This is a genomic window from Pseudomonas paraversuta (genome assembly GCF_904067025.1).
In the GTDB taxonomy this organism is placed as follows: Bacteria; Pseudomonadota; Gammaproteobacteria; order Pseudomonadales; family Pseudomonadaceae; genus Aquipseudomonas; species Aquipseudomonas paraversuta.
Window position 1 is genome coordinate 4,127,022 of sequence record NZ_CAJFDA010000001.1, and the last position, 17,517, is coordinate 4,144,538.

Consider the following 17,517-nt stretch of genomic DNA (forward strand, 5'->3'; position numbering starts at 1 on the left):
TGCGCGCCATTGGCTACATAGCTCAGTTGGTTAGAGCATAGCATTCATAATGCTGGGGTCCGGGGTTCAAGTCCCTGTGTAGCCACCAAACACCGGTTCAGGCTCATCGCAAGATGAAATCGAACCAACAAGAAGCCCGCCTAGTGCGGGCTTTCTTGTGTCTGGGGTATTGGTTTTGCCCTCGCTCTTGCAAACCGGAAAACGCCACGCCTGCTCCCCTTTCGGCACAATCATCAACAGCACTGAAGTGGCTGGCCTGAAATTCCAGCATCAAGCCTCAGGCAAGACTTTGCCCGGGTTCATCAGGCCGAGCGGGTCCAGTGCCTGTTTGATCAGGCGCATGACACCGACTGCCGCTCCGTGCTCCAGGTCCATGTACTTGATCTTCCCCGAACCAATGCCGTGTTCACCGGTGCACGTACCCTCCAATGCAATGGCGCGCTCCACCACACGCTCATTGAGCGCTTCGGCCTCGGCCATTTCTGCCTCGTTATCCGGATCGACCACCAGCCCCAGGTGGAAGTTGCCATCCCCCACATGCCCCACCACTCCGACGAAAAAAGAGACCCTGGCGACATCTTCGGCGGTTTCGGTAATGCATCGGGTCAGCGCCGAAATCGGTACACACACGTCAGTACTCCAGATCCGGGCATTTGGCCGCATGGACTGCATCGCATAGTGCACATTGTGCCGGGCACGCCACAGGCTATTGCGCGCATCGGCATCCGCTGCTGCCTCAAACCCCAGCGCACCATTGCTTTGGACAATCTCGCGAGTCAGCTCTACCTGCTCCGCCACACTGGCCGGGGTGCCGGCGAACTCGAAAAACAGGGTCGGCGTTTCGGCCAGCGCCATCTTCGAAAAGCGATTGACCGCCTGCACCGTGCGCGCATCCAGCAGCTCAACGCGCGACACCGGGATGCCGTACTGAATGATGGAGACCACCGAACTCACCGCCGCCGCGATCGTGGGGAAGGTACAGACGGCCGCTGACGTCGTTTCCGGAATGCCGTAAAGCCGCAGAGTGACTTCGGTGATGATCCCCAGCGTGCCTTCCGAACCGACAAACAAGCGGGTGAGGTCGTAGCCTGCTGCCGACTTGCGCGCGCGGCCACCGGTCTTTATCACCTGGCCATCGGCGAGTACTACGGTGAGGTTCAATACGTTCTCGCGCATGGTGCCGTAGCGCACGGCATTGGTCCCTGATGCGCGGGTTGCCGCCATGCCGCCCAGGGTGCTTTCGCCTCCGGGGTCGACCGGAAAGAACAGCCCGGTGGTGCGCAGTTCGGCATTGAGCTGCATGCGCGTGACGCCCGCTTCGACGGTCACATCCAGATCATCAGGACGCACGGTAATGATCCGCTGCATGCGGCTCAGGTCTATGCAAACCCCGCCCCGGGTGGCGCCCACATGCCCTTCCAGTGAAGTACCGCCACCAAAGGCGATGATCGGCACCCGCTGCGCGGCACAAAGCTTGACGATGGCTGCGACCTCGGCTGTGGACTCGGCATAGCACACCGCGTCCGGCGGCAAGGTCGGGTGGTAAGACTCACCACGGCCGTGCTGCTCGCACTCGGCACGGCTGGTGCTTAAACGCTCACCGAGCAGCTCGCGCAAGGCATCGAACAAGGTGGGCAAAGAAGATGACTGAAGCGCTTGGGAAGTGGCCATTGAAACGTCCATATTATTGTTGGGGGACGAATCTAAGGTACAACAACTAGTATACAAGTTTAAAGCTGATGTTCCGTTATCATGATGCCCCACACAGCCTTGAGCCATGGCTCGGCGAACAAAACCTGCGTAGATCCGATGAGCAAATCCGTAGAAAAGTCCCTCGCCATGCGTCTGGCCAATGAGATCCGTGAAGCCATTGTCTCGGCGCGTTTCGACCTGGGCGAGGCGCTGTCCGAAGAAAGTCTGGCCGCCGCCTTCGAGGTCAGCCGCACGCCGGTTCGCGAAGCCCTGGCGCTGTTGCAGACCGAGGGCCTGGTGAACGTGGTGGCCAAATCCGGCAGCTACGTGTTCAGCCCGACCGAAGACGACATAGTCGAGCTCTGCGAGCACCGTGTGACCCTGGAGGTCGAAGCCTCGCGTCGCGCGCTTGAGCGTAACCCCGAGGCCACCCTGCAGGCACTGCGCGATGCCCTGGCACAGATGATCATGGCGCTGGAGCAGGATGACAGGCTGGCCTACGGCGCTGCCGACACCGAGTTCCACTTGAGTTTTTTCAAGTTCAGCGCCAACCGTTATCTGGTGGACGCCTACGAACGCAACCTGGGACGTGTCGCGGCCTTGCGCACGCATCTGGCCCGGCGCGCCCGGCATGAGCCGGACCGTTCGTTCAACGATCACCGGCAGATGATCGAGCTCGCCGAGGCGGGCAAGCATGGCGCGCTGGCGACCCTGCTCAGCCGCCATATCCTGCGAACCCGCGAGAGTTACATTGCAACCCTGCGCGAGCGCCAGGAGCTGGCGGGCCCTAACAGTGACCGGGTGGAAAGAATCCGTCGCAAGCTGCGTTTGTAGCGAGCGGGCCGAACCCGCTCTCAGCCTGCATCGCTAACCTTCAGGGTACAGCTCCCCTTCAACCATCCTCGCCACCACGCCGTGCAGGCGGTTAAGCAATGCCTTGATCGCCACTGCTGACTCAGGGTTCAAGGACTCACGCAGCAAGGCGATTTCACACTCATTGCATGCCGCCGCCAGATTGACCGCGCAGACCGTGGCAAATGAACCATTGATTCGATGCACATAACTGACCAGCGTCGCGCTATCGCCTTGCTGCAGCGCCAGCCCGGCCTGGGTCAGGTCCTCCTGCAGGGTGCTGATAAACAGGCGATGCATGGCCGGCGAAAGCGTAATCCAGCCTTCAAGGTCGTCTGCGGGTTCAGCCCTGGCGGCGGATTCCAGCACGGGCGCAGGGGCCTGCGTTGTCTGCGGGCAATAAGCGCACAGGGTCTGGCGCAAGGTGCTCAGGCTCAAGGGTTTGACCAGCCATGCATTCATCCCGACTTCCAGACAGTGTTCACCCTCCTCACGCATGGCATTGGCGGTCACACCGATAATCGGTACAGCCGGATCAAGCTCACGCAAGCGCCGGGTCAACTGATAACCGTCGAGCCTGGGCATGTTCACATCGGTGATCACCAGATCGAACGAGCCTTCGCTCCAGCGCACCAAGGCTTGCTCGCCATCCTCTGCCAATGTCACTCGAACACCCAGGGCTTCAAGCTGCTCCTTGAGGATTTCGCGGTTGACCGGATTGTCCTCGGCCACCAACACATTCAACTCCAGACTTGCCTGCGGCTGCGGCACAGTGGCGCTCAACTGCGGTGCAATTCCCTGCGCCACCTGCATCAAGGTTCTGGCAATCGCCCGGATGTCATACGCATTGACCTCCCACCCCCGAGCCGTCCTTTGCGCCTGGCTGCGGCCCGACACAGTCGCAATGACGCGCTCACCCGCAGCTTGTTGCGATTGCGTGGAACCCGTGACGATATCCAGCAGGATCGCATCCCGGTCTTCAGCTTCCGAGACCGGCAATAACTGCGCCCGCGCGCCCCAGGCACACAACCAGTCAACCAGGCTCTGGCCGATATCCTTGAGCGGCGCACGGACATGGATATTCACATTGCGCAGATCAATGTCTGCACTGTTGACCAGCGCGCCGGCAATGACGGGCAAGGACATCTGTAATGAGAAGCTGCTGCCAAGTCCCGGCTCACTGACCACCCGCAAGTTGGCGCCCATCATTTCACTCAACCGCGAGCAGATGGACAAACCCAGCCCTGCCCCGCCTGCCCGCTCGCTGCCACCGACCTGGGAAAAAGGCTTGAACAGGCGGGTCAGTTGCTGCTCGCTGATACCGATACCGGTATCAGAAACCTGCCACTGCAGCGACACATGGTCCGGTTCAATGGCGGTCACTTTGAGCCTGAGAACAACCCGGCCTGAATCGGTGAACTTGATCGCGTTACTCAGCAAGTTATTAATGATTTGCCGGATACGCACTGCATCCCCGCATACCAGTGGCGGCAAGTTTGCGTCCGCACAGGCGAACAGCTTCAAGCCTTTATTGCTCGCTGCCGCCGAGTAACTGCGCACGCAATCTTCAAGTAAATCCAGTGGGCAAAAGGCTTGGGCTTGTACCGCCATTTGCCCCGACTCGATCTTGGATACATCCAGTACATCGCTGATCAACTGAAACAGAACGGCGGATGAACGTTGAATGGTTTTCAGGTACTCGTGCTGGCGCTCATTAAGAGGCGTGAGCTCCAGTAGCTCCAGATTGCCCAGCACCCCGTACAGAGGGGTGCGGATTTCATGGCTCATGGTGGCCAGAAACAGGGTCTTGGCCTTGCTGGCTTCATCGGCCGCGAGCCTTGCCTGCTCCATCAGATTGGCGTCATCCACATGCCGGGTGATGTCATTGAAACCGCACAGCACCACATCCCTGCCCTTGTAGCGGGCGAATGCGAAACAGGCCTGCAGATAACGCCCGGCCACTTCAAGCTGGACCTCACCCGGCTCGCGTTCGGCATAATCACGCTTCAACAAGGCAATCAGTTCAGGTGTGCCCTGCCACTGCTGCGCGCGCTGGTTCTCCAGCAATATGACGCCGGTTGCACGCTCTACCACGCACAGGCCAACGGGCGCGTTATCGAGCATGACCCGATTGAACTCTTCACTTTCAGCCAGGGACTGGCTGGAGCGCTGAGCAGGCTCGATGATCCGCACCCGATACCAGCGGTTGACGCGCCAGCCAATCAGGACGAACAACCCAAACAGGCCCGCCGCGCCCATCAAGGGCCATTTCGCATAGCCAAAGAAGTTCTGATACGTGATGGCATACAGGCCGATCCAGGGGTCGGCCCCGCCTGAGGTCAATTTGAAGCGCAGACCGTCACGGGTAAAACTCAGCCCGGGCGCCAGCTCTTCGACATTCCGAGCATCACCCAACAACACGTCGCCAGCAGGGGAGATCAGGGTCAGGCGACTGTTGGTGGGGCGCATCAACAAGCGTTCAAGGTCACTCACATCGCTGACATCAAGCAAGGCGCTGAGAATCACCGAACTCCCCTCGTTAGCCGCCTGCATAAAGCGCTGGGGAAGATTGACCTTGATAGCGCCCACTATGTATTTGCGCTTCTGAATGAGCTCGAGCGGAGCTTTCATCCACAACACTTGATCACTGTTGAGCGCCTGACGCCGGGGCAAAAACGCGTCGTACAAACGCTTGGTCACTGCAAAGAAATTATCCTTGAACAACAGCGGGTACTGGCGGGTGCCATCAATACCGGGGACGGCAATGGAAAACTGGGCGGTGGGTGAAAAGACAAACACTTGCGGTGCCGAATAATAAGAATCGGACCAGTAAGCCGTGAACAGATCGGTCAACTGTACGCCAAACGAATAAACCCCCTGCATATCATCCAGGCTGAACGTGTCGCGCTGACTGACGGTAAACGGCAGGGACTTGGCCGTGTCCCGGTTTTGAAATAAAACTTCGTTGTCCTGACGCATCAATTCAATGTGCGAGCGCGGCTTGTTGTCCATCGAAAAGTTGCCACTGGCGTGGTCATAACTTTCAGCGCCAATGCGTAAAAAGTCTTCGTGTTCATGAATACTTTCAATCAACCGTGCGAAGTGGAATTCGGTCTTTTCGCGTTCCTCCATCAACAAACGGTTAACGGCCCAATAACTCATGCCCACCAGCAACAGGGCAAGTCCGGTCAGCAGGAGCAACAGCTTGTTCAGTCGCAATGAACTCAATGCCAGTGCACCGAGACGTACCTTTGCTTGCTTCATTATTCAGCGCCGTCATTCAGCTGGATGGAGCCTGGCAAGCCCACTAGCTGCCAAGGTATCTACGCACTTTGAGAGTTACAAAAAACAGCACTTTGCCCGCCCTGGACCACGCTTGAAACGACGAACAGGAATCGTCTGATGGGGCTATTCCACGTTCAGCTGCATCCTGTGCAACACCTGCTGCGGCACGCCGCTGTCAGGCTGACACTTAAAATGAATATCACACTTCATCTGTTTGTAAAGGACGTCTCCCATGTTTCAAAAAATAGGCAAATACACGGCACTTTGTGGTTCTTCGATGCTGATCGTCATGGCAGCGGCGACTGCTCAAGCGGCTGACGGCCAGGTTGAATTCACCGGCGTCATCAACGACAACCCATGCACCATCAACAGCGAAAGCGTGAAGAAATCCGTTGATATGGGCCAGGTTCGTATCGCTGACTTCGCCAGCACTGTTGGCTCTACAGCCGGCGCCACTCCGTTCTCCATCTCTCTGGAGAACTGCAGCGGCCCAACCCTGAAAAACGCCTCCATCAAGTTCAGCGGCCAACAAGCCGTTACTGATGCAACCGTACTGGGCATGACCGGTGAGAACCAGATCACTGGCGTCGGCATTCAGATCAACGATGCACGCACCGGCTCCAAACTGGCACTGAACACCGCCAGCTCTGATTACGTACTGCGCCCTCAAGGCAACACCTTCGATTTCACCGCTTCCTATGTACGTCTGGCGGCAGACACTGAAGAAGTGAGCGGTATCGGTACCGGTAAAGTTAACGCCCTGGCCAGCTTCGACGTTACTTACAAGTAATTCATGTTTTTAAACGAAAGAGCTCGCGTTCAATCGCGAGCTCGGTCGTTAGGTTAAACAGAGGACACCCTTCATGCGTTTAAAAATTGCAGCCTTGTTGACACTGGCAGCGGTCTTTTGGCTGCCCCAGATTCAAGCAGGCGTCAATGTCGGCTCTACGCGGGTTATTTATCAAAGCAAAGACAAGGAAGCCAATCTTTCACTCTCAAACTCCGGTGACGACGGCGTACCGTATCTGGTGCAATCCTGGGTCAGCACATTCGACAAACCGGATGAGAGCGCAGATGAATTCATCATCACCCCGCCATTGTTTCGCCTGGATGCCAATAGCCAGAATATTTTGCGGGTGATTGCGACCAACGCGCAAAACTTGCCCACCGATAAAGAAAGCCTGTTTTTTCTCAACGTAAAAGCCATCCCGGCCCTGAGTGAAGAACAACGCAATCAAAACGTGCTGCAAATTGCACTCAAGACCACAATCAAACTGTTCTACCGCCCTGCCGACTTGAAAGGCACGTTGGTACAAGCCGTTGAAGGGCTTCAATGGCGAGCGGATGGCGGCCACTTAAGTGTGCATAACCCGTCGGGCTATAACGTGGTAGTCAGTGAACTGCTGATTAACAACAACGCCAGCACAGGCCTGCCCGAAGTCATAAAACCCGGTAGTTCCATTACTACAAAAATACCGTTTAAAAACAGCGACACCCTCGAATTCAGCTACATCAACGAATACGGCAGCACGGTCAAGACAACGCCTGTTATTGCTCGCTGAATACTGAACTACACGCCGACTGGAAGAACTCTCTCATGCTGCGATTGCGCATGTGCGCCTTCGCGCGCCGAATAAACTACTGGGGCCTTCTGTCAATCAGTGCGATCAGTCTCACAACGACTGCCGTTCGCGCAGACTACAGCTTCGATTCTTCCTTTCTGGAAATTGGTGGCGGCAACAGTTCGGCCGAAGTAGCCGAGCAAGTAAAAGCCATGAGCCAAAGCCAACTTCCGGGTATTTATCGTGTCGACCTGTCACTGAGCAATCGTTATCTCGAACAGCGCGACTTGCAGTTTGTCCGCGAAACGCCGAGCCAGACATCGACCCCTTCAGGCTTGTTTCCCTGCTTCAGCCTTCAGGCCCTGACTGATTTTGGCGTTGACCCCGAGCGCCTGAAAAACACTGAGATCAGTGCTGACAACTGTGTGTACTTCCAGGGCGACCTGACCGGTATCACCTATGACTACGACTTCAATAAACAGCAGCTTGACCTGCAAGTGCCCCAGGCTTATATCGGCAGCATTCCATTCGCTACCCGCCGTAAAAGCTGGAGCGATGGCGAGCAAGTCGCTTTTGCCAACTATAACTTTTCGGGCAGCCACTACGAGAGCCAGTACGGCAATCGTCAGTCCCAGTTCGGCAGTGTGCACAGCGGTTTCAATAGCGGGGCCTGGCGCTTTCGCAACTTCTCGACCTGGCAGAAGAGTACCAATGTCGATGGCAACTGGAAGTCCGTGGACACCTATGTGCAGCGGGACCTGGGCAACCTGATGGCGATTGCCACTGTCGGTGAAAGCTCAACCGACAGCGATCTGTTTGACACGATTTCCTACCGCGGTGTGGGCATTGCTTCTGACCTGGACATGCTGCCGGATGACTCGCGCAACTTCGCGCCTGTAGTTCGTGGCGTGGCCAATGGCCGCTCGCTGGTGACGTTGCGCCAGCGCGGCTATGTGATCAGCGAACAGTGGGTGCCGTCCGGCCCGTTTGCGCTCAAGGATCTGTACTCGACCTCGGGCAACGGTGATATCGAAGTCACGGTTGAAGGCCCCAATGGCGAGCGACAGGTGTATGTCCAGTCGTTCTCGTCCGTGCCCTACATGTTGCGCGAAGGTCAACAAAGCTACGCCGTGACCGCCGGCCAGTATCGCCCTGCAGACGGTGCATTGAACCCACAAAAGCCGGGCTTTGTACAAGGCACCTACCGCCGGGGGCTGACTGACGGTACCACCCTGTTCGGTGGCACCATCGTCAGTGAACAGTACCACTCCGTGCTGGCAGGCTTTGCCCACGACTTTTCGGGTTTCGGCGCCATTTCGCTGGACGTGACCCATGCCATCAGCGACGACATGGGCCCGGACTCCAAGACCCTGTCGGGGCAGTCTTTTCGTTTTCGTTATTCCAAGTCCATCGATCTGACCGACACCAGCTTCAGCCTGATTGGCTACCGCTACTCCACCAGCGGTTATTACAGCTTTAACGAGGCGATCAATGCGCGCGCCAACAACTCCCTCGAACCCTATGTGGACGAGACGCTGACCGAAAGTGCGATGTATACCCCGTACTTGAGCGGCCATATGAAAAGCAGCTTTACCGCCAACGTATCGCAGCAATTCGGCTCCTATGGCGGCATGTACGCCAACCTGACCAAAACCGATTACTGGAACCTGGCCAAGAGCAATACCTCGGTGCAACTGGGCTACAGCTTCAGTGTCGGGCGCGCGTCCTACAACCTGGGCCTGGCGCAGAACAGCGGCGTCGGTGATGACATTCGCAGCGTATCGTTGAGCGTGAGCATTCCCTTGGGCGATCCGGGCAGCAGCAGCCGTCTGGGCCTGAGCAACAGTCAGGATTCGGGCGGCAATGCCAGCCGCAACGCCACCTTCAGCGGCTCGTATTTCCCCAACGACACCCTGTCTTACAACCTGGGCATCAATCAGCAAGTCAGTGACGACGAGCGCTTGCTCGGCGGTTCGGTTGCCGCCCGTTACAACGCGGCCAATGCCATCTGGCACGGGTCTTACAACAAGGACCAGAACACCCGCCAGACGGACTATGGCGTGGAGGGTGCGATCGTCGCCACCGGTGACACCCTGATGTTCACCCAGCCTTTGGGCGAGACCAACATCATCGTGGCCACGCCCGGTGCCGGGGACGTCGGTGTGCTGACCAAAAGCGGGGTCAAAACCAACAGCAGCGGTTACACAATTATTTCTTCTGCCCAGCCCTACCGCAAAAACAAGGTAGCGCTCGATACCGACTCGTTATCGGACAACACCGACGTCGAGCAACTGGTGCAGGAAGTGACCCCCAATCGTGGCGCTTTTGTACTGGCCAACTTCGAGACCCGCAACGGTCGCCGCCTGTTGATCAGCCTCAGCGCCAAAGATGGCAAGCCGGCACCCTTTGCTGCCGAGGCTCAGGTTTATGGACTGGACGGCACCTTATTGAGCAACGCCATGGTGGCAGACAAGGGCCGGGTATTTCTGACTGGCGTACCCGAAAAGTCGCGACTGGTGATCAATGTCAGCGGCCGGCAGTGGTGCGCCACAGATCTGGACCTGAACAATTACACGCTGTCAGACACGGGCATCGGCCAACTGCAGATCAGTTGCGATACCCCGTCGGCCGCCCATGCAGACACTCAAGGTACTCCCGATGCATAACTCAACAAACCTGCTGCCCGGCTCGCGCCGGATTAAACGCTGCTTGCTGCTGCTTGGCTTGCTGTTGGGCCTTGGTTGCCAACAGGCCTTTGCACTGATTGAAAACAACCTGGCCTGTACCCCGACAGGCACCACAGGTGTGGTGAATCTGGGCGACCTGGCCCCGGGGCAGTATTTCGAAACAAGAATGACCGGCAGTTGCCGAGTGACGCGCAATTTCCCTTATGGCTCATCGTTGCAACACACCCAGGTCTGGACCGGCACAATAGACACCGGTTGGCCCATCTATGCGTGGTCGGATGCTGGAGGAGTAGTACCCGAACAGCCTTGGGGCGTCGCATCAACCACTTGCATGTCCCCCAACGGCAATGTCTGCCAGAGGTTGCCCGTCGGCACCATCGTTCCCTATAGCGTGCTGTATTACATGCCCTACGGTGTAAAGAACCCTGGTAACTACTCGATTACCTTTAACCTGACGAGTACCTCAATCAAAGGCTATGAAGGTTATGTCGACAAGATTCAAACCCTGACCCTTAAATTCAGGATTATCAATCCAGCCTGCACCATGAGTTCAAACAGTGCGCTGAACTTGCCGTTTGGTACTTTGAATTCAAATGACTTCGCGACTTCGCAGCAACTGGCAAATGTCACGCTGAACTGCACCCGCGGCACCCAGGCAACCGCCACGCTGGTGCCCACGCAAAGCGCTGTGAGTGGCAGCCCCGGGGTTTCGGCGACCACCCTGGCCGGCCTGTCGATGGCCGCCACCTGGGCCGATAACAACTCTGCCGTGACCTTCAACAGTCCGCGTACGCTCAACCTGACTACAGGCGCCAATACCATTCGCCTGGGTTTCCGGCCGCGCCTGAATACCAGTGTTTCACCCACTGGAAGTTTCACCAGCCAATACACCCTAAACATCAACTATCTCTGAATGACCACAGGAACCGATCATGAACTTGCGCTTATCAATCGCTGCAGCCCTTCTCACTGGTCTGGCGTGCACCTCTTCGTATGCAGACGACACCGTCACCATCAACGTCAGTGGCACCCTGACCAAAGCCCCCTGCTCCCTGACCAGCAGCAAAACCTTGACCGCCAACTTTGGCAGCATTCGCACCGACCAGATAAGCAGCGCCAGCAGCGTGGATATTCCGGTCACTCTGAACTGCCCGGCCAACTCGGCACTGAACGTCAGCATCAAGGCTTCGGGCGTCTATTCAGGCTCCACCACTTATGCGACTACCAGCAAGACCAACCTTGTGTATATGTTGTCGTGGAAAAGTGACAACTCCGTGGCCAACGTCACCGGCACCAAACGCAACCTGACCAATCAAAGCGGCACCGTAAACCTTGGCTTGACCGCCAAGCTGATTGCTATCGCCGCACAGACCGAGGGTAGTTTCACCGGTTCGTCGGTCATTACCCTCGAGTACCTGTGAGATGTTCATGCAGGCCAGAGGCAGCATGATTGCAGCACTGCTGGCGAGCGTAACGCTGTGCAGCAGCACAGCGTATGGCGACGAGGAGGCCAGCCGGCTCGATATTACCGGCACCCTGATAAAACCGCCCTGCACGGCAAGTTTCCCGACGTCGCAGAGTGTCGATATCCCCAAGGCGAGCCTGAGTGTGCTGAGCGCAGACAGTTCTGAATGGACTGATGTGGACTTGAACTTTCAATGCCTCAAAGGCAGCCAGGTGCTGCTGCGCTTTAGCGCGGGCAATGGTTCGTTTGACAGCAACACGCTGCGCACCACCCTTGACCGAGTGGGGTTGAAAACCCGCCTGAGTGATGTCAGCAGCAGCGTCAACACGGTGGATTTGACCCTGGGTGAACAGCATGCCTTCGCAGTTGAAGACACACTGTTAAAGCTCAAGCTCTCGGTGCGGCCAGTCAGGATCGGCAATCAAATGCCCGCAGTCGGCAGCTACAGTTCAACGCTGTTGATGGAAATGATCTACCAGTAAACCCGCTCGGTCAGGTGAACAGATTGGCTTTGAGGCACAGGATCAGCAACGCCTGATCATTGTCGACATCAAGCTTGCGCATTGCCGAGATCTTCAGGGTGCTGATCGTTTTAATACTGCGGTTCAGGCTCTGCGCAACTTCCCCGACCGCCATGCCAGAAGCAAACAGTCGCAGGACCTCGAATTCCTTGACGGTTAATTGACTGAGCCTTTGCGCAACATCATCCAGCGCCTCACTCGACGTACCCTCAGGCATGTCTTGCTGGTAATGCCCCTCCCGATAGAACGCATCCAGTGCGACCAGAATCTGCTCCAGCCCCGAGCTCTTGGATATGACCCCGCTGATGCCCAAGTCATACAACCAGGTCAAAACCTGCGGATTGGAAATCACTGTCAGCACTATGATCCGCGGCTCGGGAAAGTGCCGGCGCAGGTATTCCACCAGACGCGAGCCATCGCCGTAATGTTCATCACCCGGCATGTTGTAGTCCGTGATAATCACGTCAGGACGCAGTAGCGAAATCTTTTCGATTAATCCGGACGGACTCAGCGCCTCGCCCACCACTTTGAAACGCGGGTCGCGCTCGATGATTTCACGCACCCCCATCAACACAATCGGGTGATCATCGGCCAACAAGACTTTCATTTGCGCCATGGCTTACCTAACTCCAACTTTCTGTGTAGTCGCATGCCCCTATGGGACTGTGATCTGTCGGGTTCTTTCGTGCCATTCGCAGCCCCGTGCCCGGGCAACGACTACAGGTTCCACGGGTCAGCCTTTATGCAGTAAGTGAGTAAAGCATGGTCATTCAGCACTTCCAGCTTATGCATCGCAGACACTTTATGTGTGCTGACTGTTTTGACACTTCGATTTAACTGACGGGCGATGTCCCCCACGCTGTTGCCGGCCACAAACAGCTGCAACACTTCAACTTCGCGGGGTGACAGTGTGGAGAAACGCTCATCAATGACCTTGAGGTTGGTGATTACCGACGTGGCCGGAGCCGCCGCCCCGGCATAGGGCCGACCCTTGGCCAGAGCATTCAGCGCTTTACCTATTTCTTGATAGATATGATTTTTTGCAATCACTCCCGCCACGCCCATTTCCAGCAAGCGAGAAATAATCAGCGGATTACTCTCCATGGTCAGCACCAGGATTTTCACCCCCGGAAAATGTTCAATAAGGTACTCGATCAGCTGCAGCCCATCACCAAAGGTCTCATCACCGGGCATGTTGAAGTCGGTAATCAACAAGGCAGGTTGATGCACTACCAGCTGCTCTACCAGTTGCGACGAATTCAGGGCTTCGCCGACAAGATTGAAACACTTGTCCCGTTGAATCACTTCCCGAAGCCCCACCAGGACCACCGGGTGATCGTCGGCAATCACAACCTTTAACTCGCGCATTGCCTGACTCCATATTGATGACGCAACTAAAGCGGGAATGCCCTGCAGGGGCTAGTTGCAGGTTGGCCAGGAGCTGTCTTCGAGCAACAGGGTTTCGAAATCTGTGCATGAGACGGCGCCGCAGATCAGGAATCCCTGGGCCTGATCACACTCAATGCTACGCAAGAATGCAAGTTCTGCCTGTGTCTCGACCCCTTCAGCAACCACCGTCAGGCCCAGCTTTCGGCTCAGCTCCACGAGACTGCGCAGGGCCGAGGCCAGATTTTCATTTTCAACACAGCCATGCACCAGCGAACGGTCGATCTTGAGTTCGCTGAAGGGGGTTGAGACCAGGTTGAAATAGGAACTGAAACCCTTGCCGAAGTCATCCTGGGCCAGGCCAAAACCCATCATGCGCAAGCGACAGGCGCCAGCATAGTAGTTACTGAGCTCTTCTGTGGTTGAGCTTTCCATCAGCTCAAACACGATGCTGCGCGGCTCGCCGCCATCGGCCATCACATAATCGCGCAAGCGGTCGGCCAGATCGTGGTTGTCCAGCAAGTGAGTAGGCAAATTGATGGAAACCGGGATATCCCAGCCCTGCTCGCGCCACTTTCTTTGTGCCTGCAATGTTTGCTCGAGCATCAGCCACAGCAGTCGCTCCTCCAGCCCCTGGTTGATCAAGAGCGCAAGAAAGTCCTTGGGCAATAACAGCCCGACTTCGGGGTGAGCCCAACGGACCAGCGCTTCAGCGCTGAGAATATTGCCGTCGCGCAGAGACTTCTTGGGCTGGAACCACGCCTGGATCTGGCCGTTGCCCATGGCCGTTTCGATACTTTGCGGATCGACCTGTATACCCTGCGCAGGGTCCATGGCGCCGTTGAGCCGGAAGATCGCCATACGCTCTTTCAAACGCATGACGGCATTGATTTCCACCGGCTTGGAAATCAGGCCGACCACTGTAATACCCAGGTTTTTCGCCGCCAGGCCCGCACTGATCAACATTCGCCGCGACGAGGCACTCATCAGCGCCAGCGCCGGTGTTTTTTTCAGGGCCGCAATCCTCTGGATCAATTGCACGCCATCCATGCCCGGCATCAGCAAATCGCTGAGCAGCAGGTCATAGTCATTACGGGCCAGGCATTGCAGGGCACCCGCGCCGTCCCAAACGGTGTCAACTGCAAAGCCCCCCACTTCGCTGAATACATTCAGTAAATACTCATGCTGAAAGGGATGATCCTCGACGACCAGTACACGATAGGGCTTCACTGGATCCTCCTTTAAAGTGCTGAAGACAGTTGTATAGGGTGTGCAATGTGAAAGGCTTGATCAGGCAGTGATTCATCCCGGCGTTCAGGCAACGCTCGGAGTCGTCGGGCATGGCCTTGGCCGTTGCTCCGATGATTGGCTCAGTAATATTCATGGCCCGTAACCGGGTGGCCAGCTCATAACCGTTCATTCTTGGCATGTTGACGTCGGTCAAAATCAGATCGAATGTCCCGTGCTGCCAGAGCTCGAGCGCCTCCAGACCATCACTGGCCAATGTCACTGTGCAGCCCAGCTCCTGGAGCTGGTCACGCAAAATCAGCTGATTGATGACGTTGTCTTCCGCAACCAGGATTCGTAATCCGAGATTGAGCTCTGCCCTGGCGGCTCCCGTTTTTAAATGACTGTCTGTGCGCATGCCCTGCGCCTCGCACAGGGCGCGGTATACGTCCTGCAAGCTGTTGAGGTCGGCGTGCCAGCAAGGATTGGCAGTCGAGAGTGGCTGCGAACTGTGACTGGCGGCCACCACCAGCGGCCCCGTCCAATCGGGCTCCAACAATTGCCGGGCACAGCCCGGGTGCAGTTCCAGCAACACCCCATCGTCACAGGCATCGCCCTGCTTCGGGGCTCCCAGATGAGCCCGTGCGCCCCAGCGTCGTAACCAGGCGCAATAACATTCAGCCAGCTCGCGCAGGGGCGAAACCACATACACAACACTGGAAGACAATTCGCCCATGGGGCTCAGGCGCGAAGGGGCCTTGACCTGTACCAAGGGCAAATGCAGGGTAAAGCTGCTGCCCAGGCCCGGCTCGCTGACCAACCGCATGGTGCCGTTCATCAAGTGCATGAGACGCTTGCAGATAGAAAGCCCAAGACCCGTACCCGCGACCACGTGCTTGGCAGACTCCACTTGATAAAAGGGCTCGAACAAGTGGGCCTGTTCTTCATGGGCGATCCCTTTACCGGTATCCGAAACCTGCCAGTGCAACATGACCCGCTCATCATCGCGGCTGTCCATTTTCAGGCGCAGCACGACTTTTCCGTAGTCGGTGAATTTCAGGGCGTTGTTGAGCAGGTTGTTGAGGATCTGGCGGATACGGGTGACATCCCCGCTGAGCCACTCGGGCACCGTCGAATCAATCAGGGCAAACAGCTGCAGGCCCTTGGCCTGAGCAGCACCGCTGTATCCCTGAATCACCTCCTCTATCAATTCCATCGGGCTGAAGGTGTTGAGCTCAAGCTGTAGTTGGCCCGCCTCGATACGCGACACATCCAGTACGTCGCAAATCAGCTGCAACAGATTGCCGGAAGAGCGTTCGATGGCTTTTAAATAGTTGTTTTGCTGATCGTCGAGATCGGTGCGCGCCAGCAATTCAAGGGTGCCTAAAACACCATACAAAGGCGTACGGATTTCATGGCTCATGGTGGCCAGAAACAAGGTTTTGGCCTCATTGGCCCGATCCGCCAGCTGCCGGGCACGCTCCAGCGTCACTTCTATCTGTTTGCGCGCACTTATGTCGCTGAACGCACAAATCAGCACGTCTTCACTCTTGTAACGGGTCGGTGCAAACGCGAGGTAAAGAAGACGACCATCTTCCATCTCGATTTCATCGCTGTTGCTCAGGTCGGACTCGTCGAAAGCGCGATGAATCCAGCCATGGCACAACTTGCCACGCTCACTGCTACGGCCCAGCCACTGTTGCGAAAGCGAGTTTTCCAGCACCACCGTGCCGTCCGTGCGGCGAATGACGCACAAGGCGACCGGCGCGACCTGCAAGGCAGCTCGACTGAAGGCCTCACTTTCAACCAGCGCCTGGATACGGTTTTCACCCGGAGTAATCAGGCGCCGGTCGATGCGCACGATCAAAAAGCGCAGCCCGATGCAGACGGCAATGAACAGCAGCACACAAACCGCCAAAGGCCAGCCCAATACTGGCAGCAACGATTTAATGTCCACGGCATAGACGATTTGCCAGCCTGAATAACCCAGTTTTTTGCGGATCGCCAGGCTGTCGGGCAACCACCCTGAACCAATAAAGCCAAACGAGTTTCTGGCTTCCAGGGCGTGTAATGAATCCACCAGGGTGGACTGCGCGGCATTGGTGAAAATGATCTGCCCCTGACCGTCCAGCAACATGAAATCGCCCGCGCTATCACTGCGTAAAGCCTCGATCAGGTCCGGGACCTCAACTTCAATGCCCAACCAGCCGGAAGACAGGTTGCGGCTATCAAGGCGTGCGAATAAATAGAACGGGGAGTCCAGGACCTTGTTGTCGGTCAGCCAGAGGTCATCATCAAAGGAATACGCCCTGTCGCCCTCCTCGGCCAGACGTTGCAGGACCACCCGGGGCAAGAGGGGGTCCAGACCGGGGGATGCGTCAAACAGACGTACCACCTGGGGTTGATCGGCTGGCGGGACGTACAGCAGATTGACTTTGCTCTCGTACAGATAGTCCATCATGCGTCGGGTCAGCCACAGGCTCCAATGGCCCGCTTCACTGCCCAGACTGATTTTTATCTCTTCCAGCGGATCGACACTGTCAGGCGTTTGAGACAGTGCGGTGTCCGGCACCGTTGCCAGGACCAGACTTTTGAGCAAGGTCTGGCGGCTGACGAAAAAATCCTGAGCGTTGAACACTGCCTCGTTCATGACGCTGCGGCGCTGGGACACTTCTTCGTTGAAGACTGCCCGCAGGTAAACGAACGAGCTCGCGAAAACCGCAACTAACAGGCCGCAGGCAAAAAGATGGAGAAGTTTTCGGGCGGCTTGGGGAGTGGATTTCATGCCCCAAGCCTGAGGCCGGGGCATGATAAAAATAATCAGACAATTCCTGAAAGCA

General features: G+C 56.8%; 13 protein-coding genes and 1 tRNA gene. 8 read left to right on the forward strand and 6 right to left on the reverse strand.

Translation table 11 applies throughout. The features are described 5' to 3' along the window. Nucleotides 1-11: 11 nt before the first annotated feature. Nucleotides 12-88: transfer RNA gene (locus JQ848_RS18835), tRNA-Met, on the forward strand. A gap of 182 nt (nt 89-270) precedes the next feature. On the opposite strand, the gene JQ848_RS18840 is transcribed toward JQ848_RS18835, so the two are convergent. Next, nucleotides 271-1,671, reverse strand: coding sequence for an FAD-binding oxidoreductase (locus JQ848_RS18840; protein ID WP_202211021.1), 1,401 nt, complete (start codon nt 1,669-1,671; stop codon nt 271-273). An 81-nt stretch (nt 1,672-1,752) separates the two neighbouring features. Here JQ848_RS18840 and JQ848_RS18845 point away from each other — a divergent pair, with 81 nt between their 5' ends. After that, nucleotides 1,753-2,526 (forward strand): GntR family transcriptional regulator, encoded by a 774-nt coding sequence (locus JQ848_RS18845; protein WP_100917177.1) that lies wholly within the window; start codon nt 1,753-1,755, stop codon nt 2,524-2,526. A gap of 33 nt (nt 2,527-2,559) precedes the next feature. On the opposite strand, the gene JQ848_RS18850 is transcribed toward JQ848_RS18845, so the two are convergent. Beyond that, a complete protein-coding gene (locus tag JQ848_RS18850; RefSeq protein WP_202211022.1) occupies nt 2,560-5,808 on the reverse strand; it encodes a hybrid sensor histidine kinase/response regulator in 3,249 nt (1,082 codons plus the stop codon). Nucleotides 5,809-6,061: 253 nt separating this feature from the next. On the opposite strand from JQ848_RS18850, the gene JQ848_RS18855 reads away from it, so the two are divergent. The 6 genes from JQ848_RS18855 (at nt 6,062) to JQ848_RS18880 (ending at nt 12,025) form a co-directional block, all read left to right on the forward strand. After that, nucleotides 6,062-6,619: a fimbrial protein gene (locus tag JQ848_RS18855; protein ID WP_010657328.1), complete on the forward strand. Its 558-nt coding sequence runs from the start codon at nt 6,062-6,064 to the stop codon at nt 6,617-6,619. 73 nt (nt 6,620-6,692) lie between these two features. Beyond that, nucleotides 6,693-7,391 (forward strand): fimbrial biogenesis chaperone, encoded by a 699-nt coding sequence (locus JQ848_RS18860; RefSeq protein WP_003439763.1) that lies wholly within the window; start codon nt 6,693-6,695, stop codon nt 7,389-7,391. Nucleotides 7,392-7,426: 35 nt separating this feature from the next. Then, the gene (locus JQ848_RS18865; RefSeq protein WP_161717908.1) at nt 7,427-10,057 is read left to right on the forward strand and encodes a fimbria/pilus outer membrane usher protein; all 2,631 of its coding nucleotides are present in this window, start codon (nt 7,427-7,429) and stop codon (nt 10,055-10,057) included. Then, a complete protein-coding gene (locus tag JQ848_RS18870; protein WP_003439761.1) occupies nt 10,050-10,991 on the forward strand; it encodes a fimbrial protein in 942 nt (313 codons plus the stop codon). The genes JQ848_RS18865 and JQ848_RS18870 overlap by 8 nt, the downstream gene beginning before the upstream one ends. A gap of 19 nt (nt 10,992-11,010) precedes the next feature. Then, on the forward strand, nt 11,011-11,499 hold the full coding sequence (locus tag JQ848_RS18875; protein WP_202211023.1) for a fimbrial protein: 489 nt from the start codon (nt 11,011-11,013) through the stop codon (nt 11,497-11,499). Between the two features lie 25 nt (nt 11,500-11,524). Continuing rightward, entirely contained in the window at nt 11,525-12,025 is a 501-nt protein-coding gene (locus tag JQ848_RS18880; protein WP_235972490.1) for a fimbrial protein, read from the forward strand. Nucleotides 12,026-12,035: 10 nt separating this feature from the next. Here JQ848_RS18880 and JQ848_RS18885 read toward each other — a convergent pair whose 3' ends face one another. The 4 genes from JQ848_RS18885 to JQ848_RS18900 form a co-directional block, all read right to left on the reverse strand. Continuing rightward, nucleotides 12,036-12,680, reverse strand: a complete 645-nt coding sequence (locus JQ848_RS18885; RefSeq protein WP_202211024.1) for a response regulator — start codon at nt 12,678-12,680, stop codon at nt 12,036-12,038. 101 nt (nt 12,681-12,781) lie between these two features. Then, nucleotides 12,782-13,432 carry a response regulator gene (locus JQ848_RS18890; RefSeq protein ID WP_010657330.1) on the reverse strand — a complete coding sequence of 217 codons (651 nt, stop codon included), beginning with the start codon at nt 13,430-13,432 and terminating at the stop codon, nt 12,782-12,784. A 51-nt stretch (nt 13,433-13,483) separates the two neighbouring features. Continuing rightward, complete coding sequence (gene pvrR, locus JQ848_RS18895; RefSeq protein ID WP_003439754.1) at nt 13,484-14,680, reverse strand: response regulator cyclic di-GMP phosphodiesterase PvrR; 1,197 nt, start codon at nt 14,678-14,680, stop codon at nt 13,484-13,486. Further along, nucleotides 14,631-17,462, reverse strand: a complete 2,832-nt coding sequence (locus tag JQ848_RS18900) for an ATP-binding protein (RefSeq protein ID WP_202211025.1) — start codon at nt 17,460-17,462, stop codon at nt 14,631-14,633. The genes pvrR and JQ848_RS18900 overlap by 50 nt, the downstream gene beginning before the upstream one ends. Nucleotides 17,463-17,517: the final 55 nt, after the last annotated feature.

What these genes read in the sequence shown, in the direction of transcription:
- JQ848_RS18840 (WP_202211021.1), bottom strand. Translation starts at nt 1,671, where the DNA reads ATGGCCACTTCCCAAGCGCTTCAGTCATCTTCTTTGCCCACCTTGTTC.
- JQ848_RS18845 (WP_100917177.1), top strand. Translation starts at nt 1,753, where the DNA reads ATGATGCCCCACACAGCCTTGAGCCATGGCTCGGCGAACAAAACCTGC.
- JQ848_RS18850 (WP_202211022.1), bottom strand. Translation starts at nt 5,808, where the DNA reads ATGAAGCAAGCAAAGGTACGTCTCGGTGCACTGGCATTGAGTTCATTG.
- JQ848_RS18855 (WP_010657328.1), top strand. Translation starts at nt 6,062, where the DNA reads ATGTTTCAAAAAATAGGCAAATACACGGCACTTTGTGGTTCTTCGATG.
- JQ848_RS18860 (WP_003439763.1), top strand. Translation starts at nt 6,693, where the DNA reads ATGCGTTTAAAAATTGCAGCCTTGTTGACACTGGCAGCGGTCTTTTGG.
- JQ848_RS18865 (WP_161717908.1), top strand. Translation starts at nt 7,427, where the DNA reads ATGCTGCGATTGCGCATGTGCGCCTTCGCGCGCCGAATAAACTACTGG.
- JQ848_RS18870 (WP_003439761.1), top strand. Translation starts at nt 10,050, where the DNA reads ATGCATAACTCAACAAACCTGCTGCCCGGCTCGCGCCGGATTAAACGC.
- JQ848_RS18875 (WP_202211023.1), top strand. Translation starts at nt 11,011, where the DNA reads ATGAACTTGCGCTTATCAATCGCTGCAGCCCTTCTCACTGGTCTGGCG.
- JQ848_RS18880 (WP_235972490.1), top strand. Translation starts at nt 11,525, where the DNA reads ATGATTGCAGCACTGCTGGCGAGCGTAACGCTGTGCAGCAGCACAGCG.
- JQ848_RS18885 (WP_202211024.1), bottom strand. Translation starts at nt 12,680, where the DNA reads ATGGCGCAAATGAAAGTCTTGTTGGCCGATGATCACCCGATTGTGTTG.
- JQ848_RS18890 (WP_010657330.1), bottom strand. Translation starts at nt 13,432, where the DNA reads ATGCGCGAGTTAAAGGTTGTGATTGCCGACGATCACCCGGTGGTCCTG.
- JQ848_RS18900 (WP_202211025.1), bottom strand. Translation starts at nt 17,462, where the DNA reads ATGAAATCCACTCCCCAAGCCGCCCGAAAACTTCTCCATCTTTTTGCC.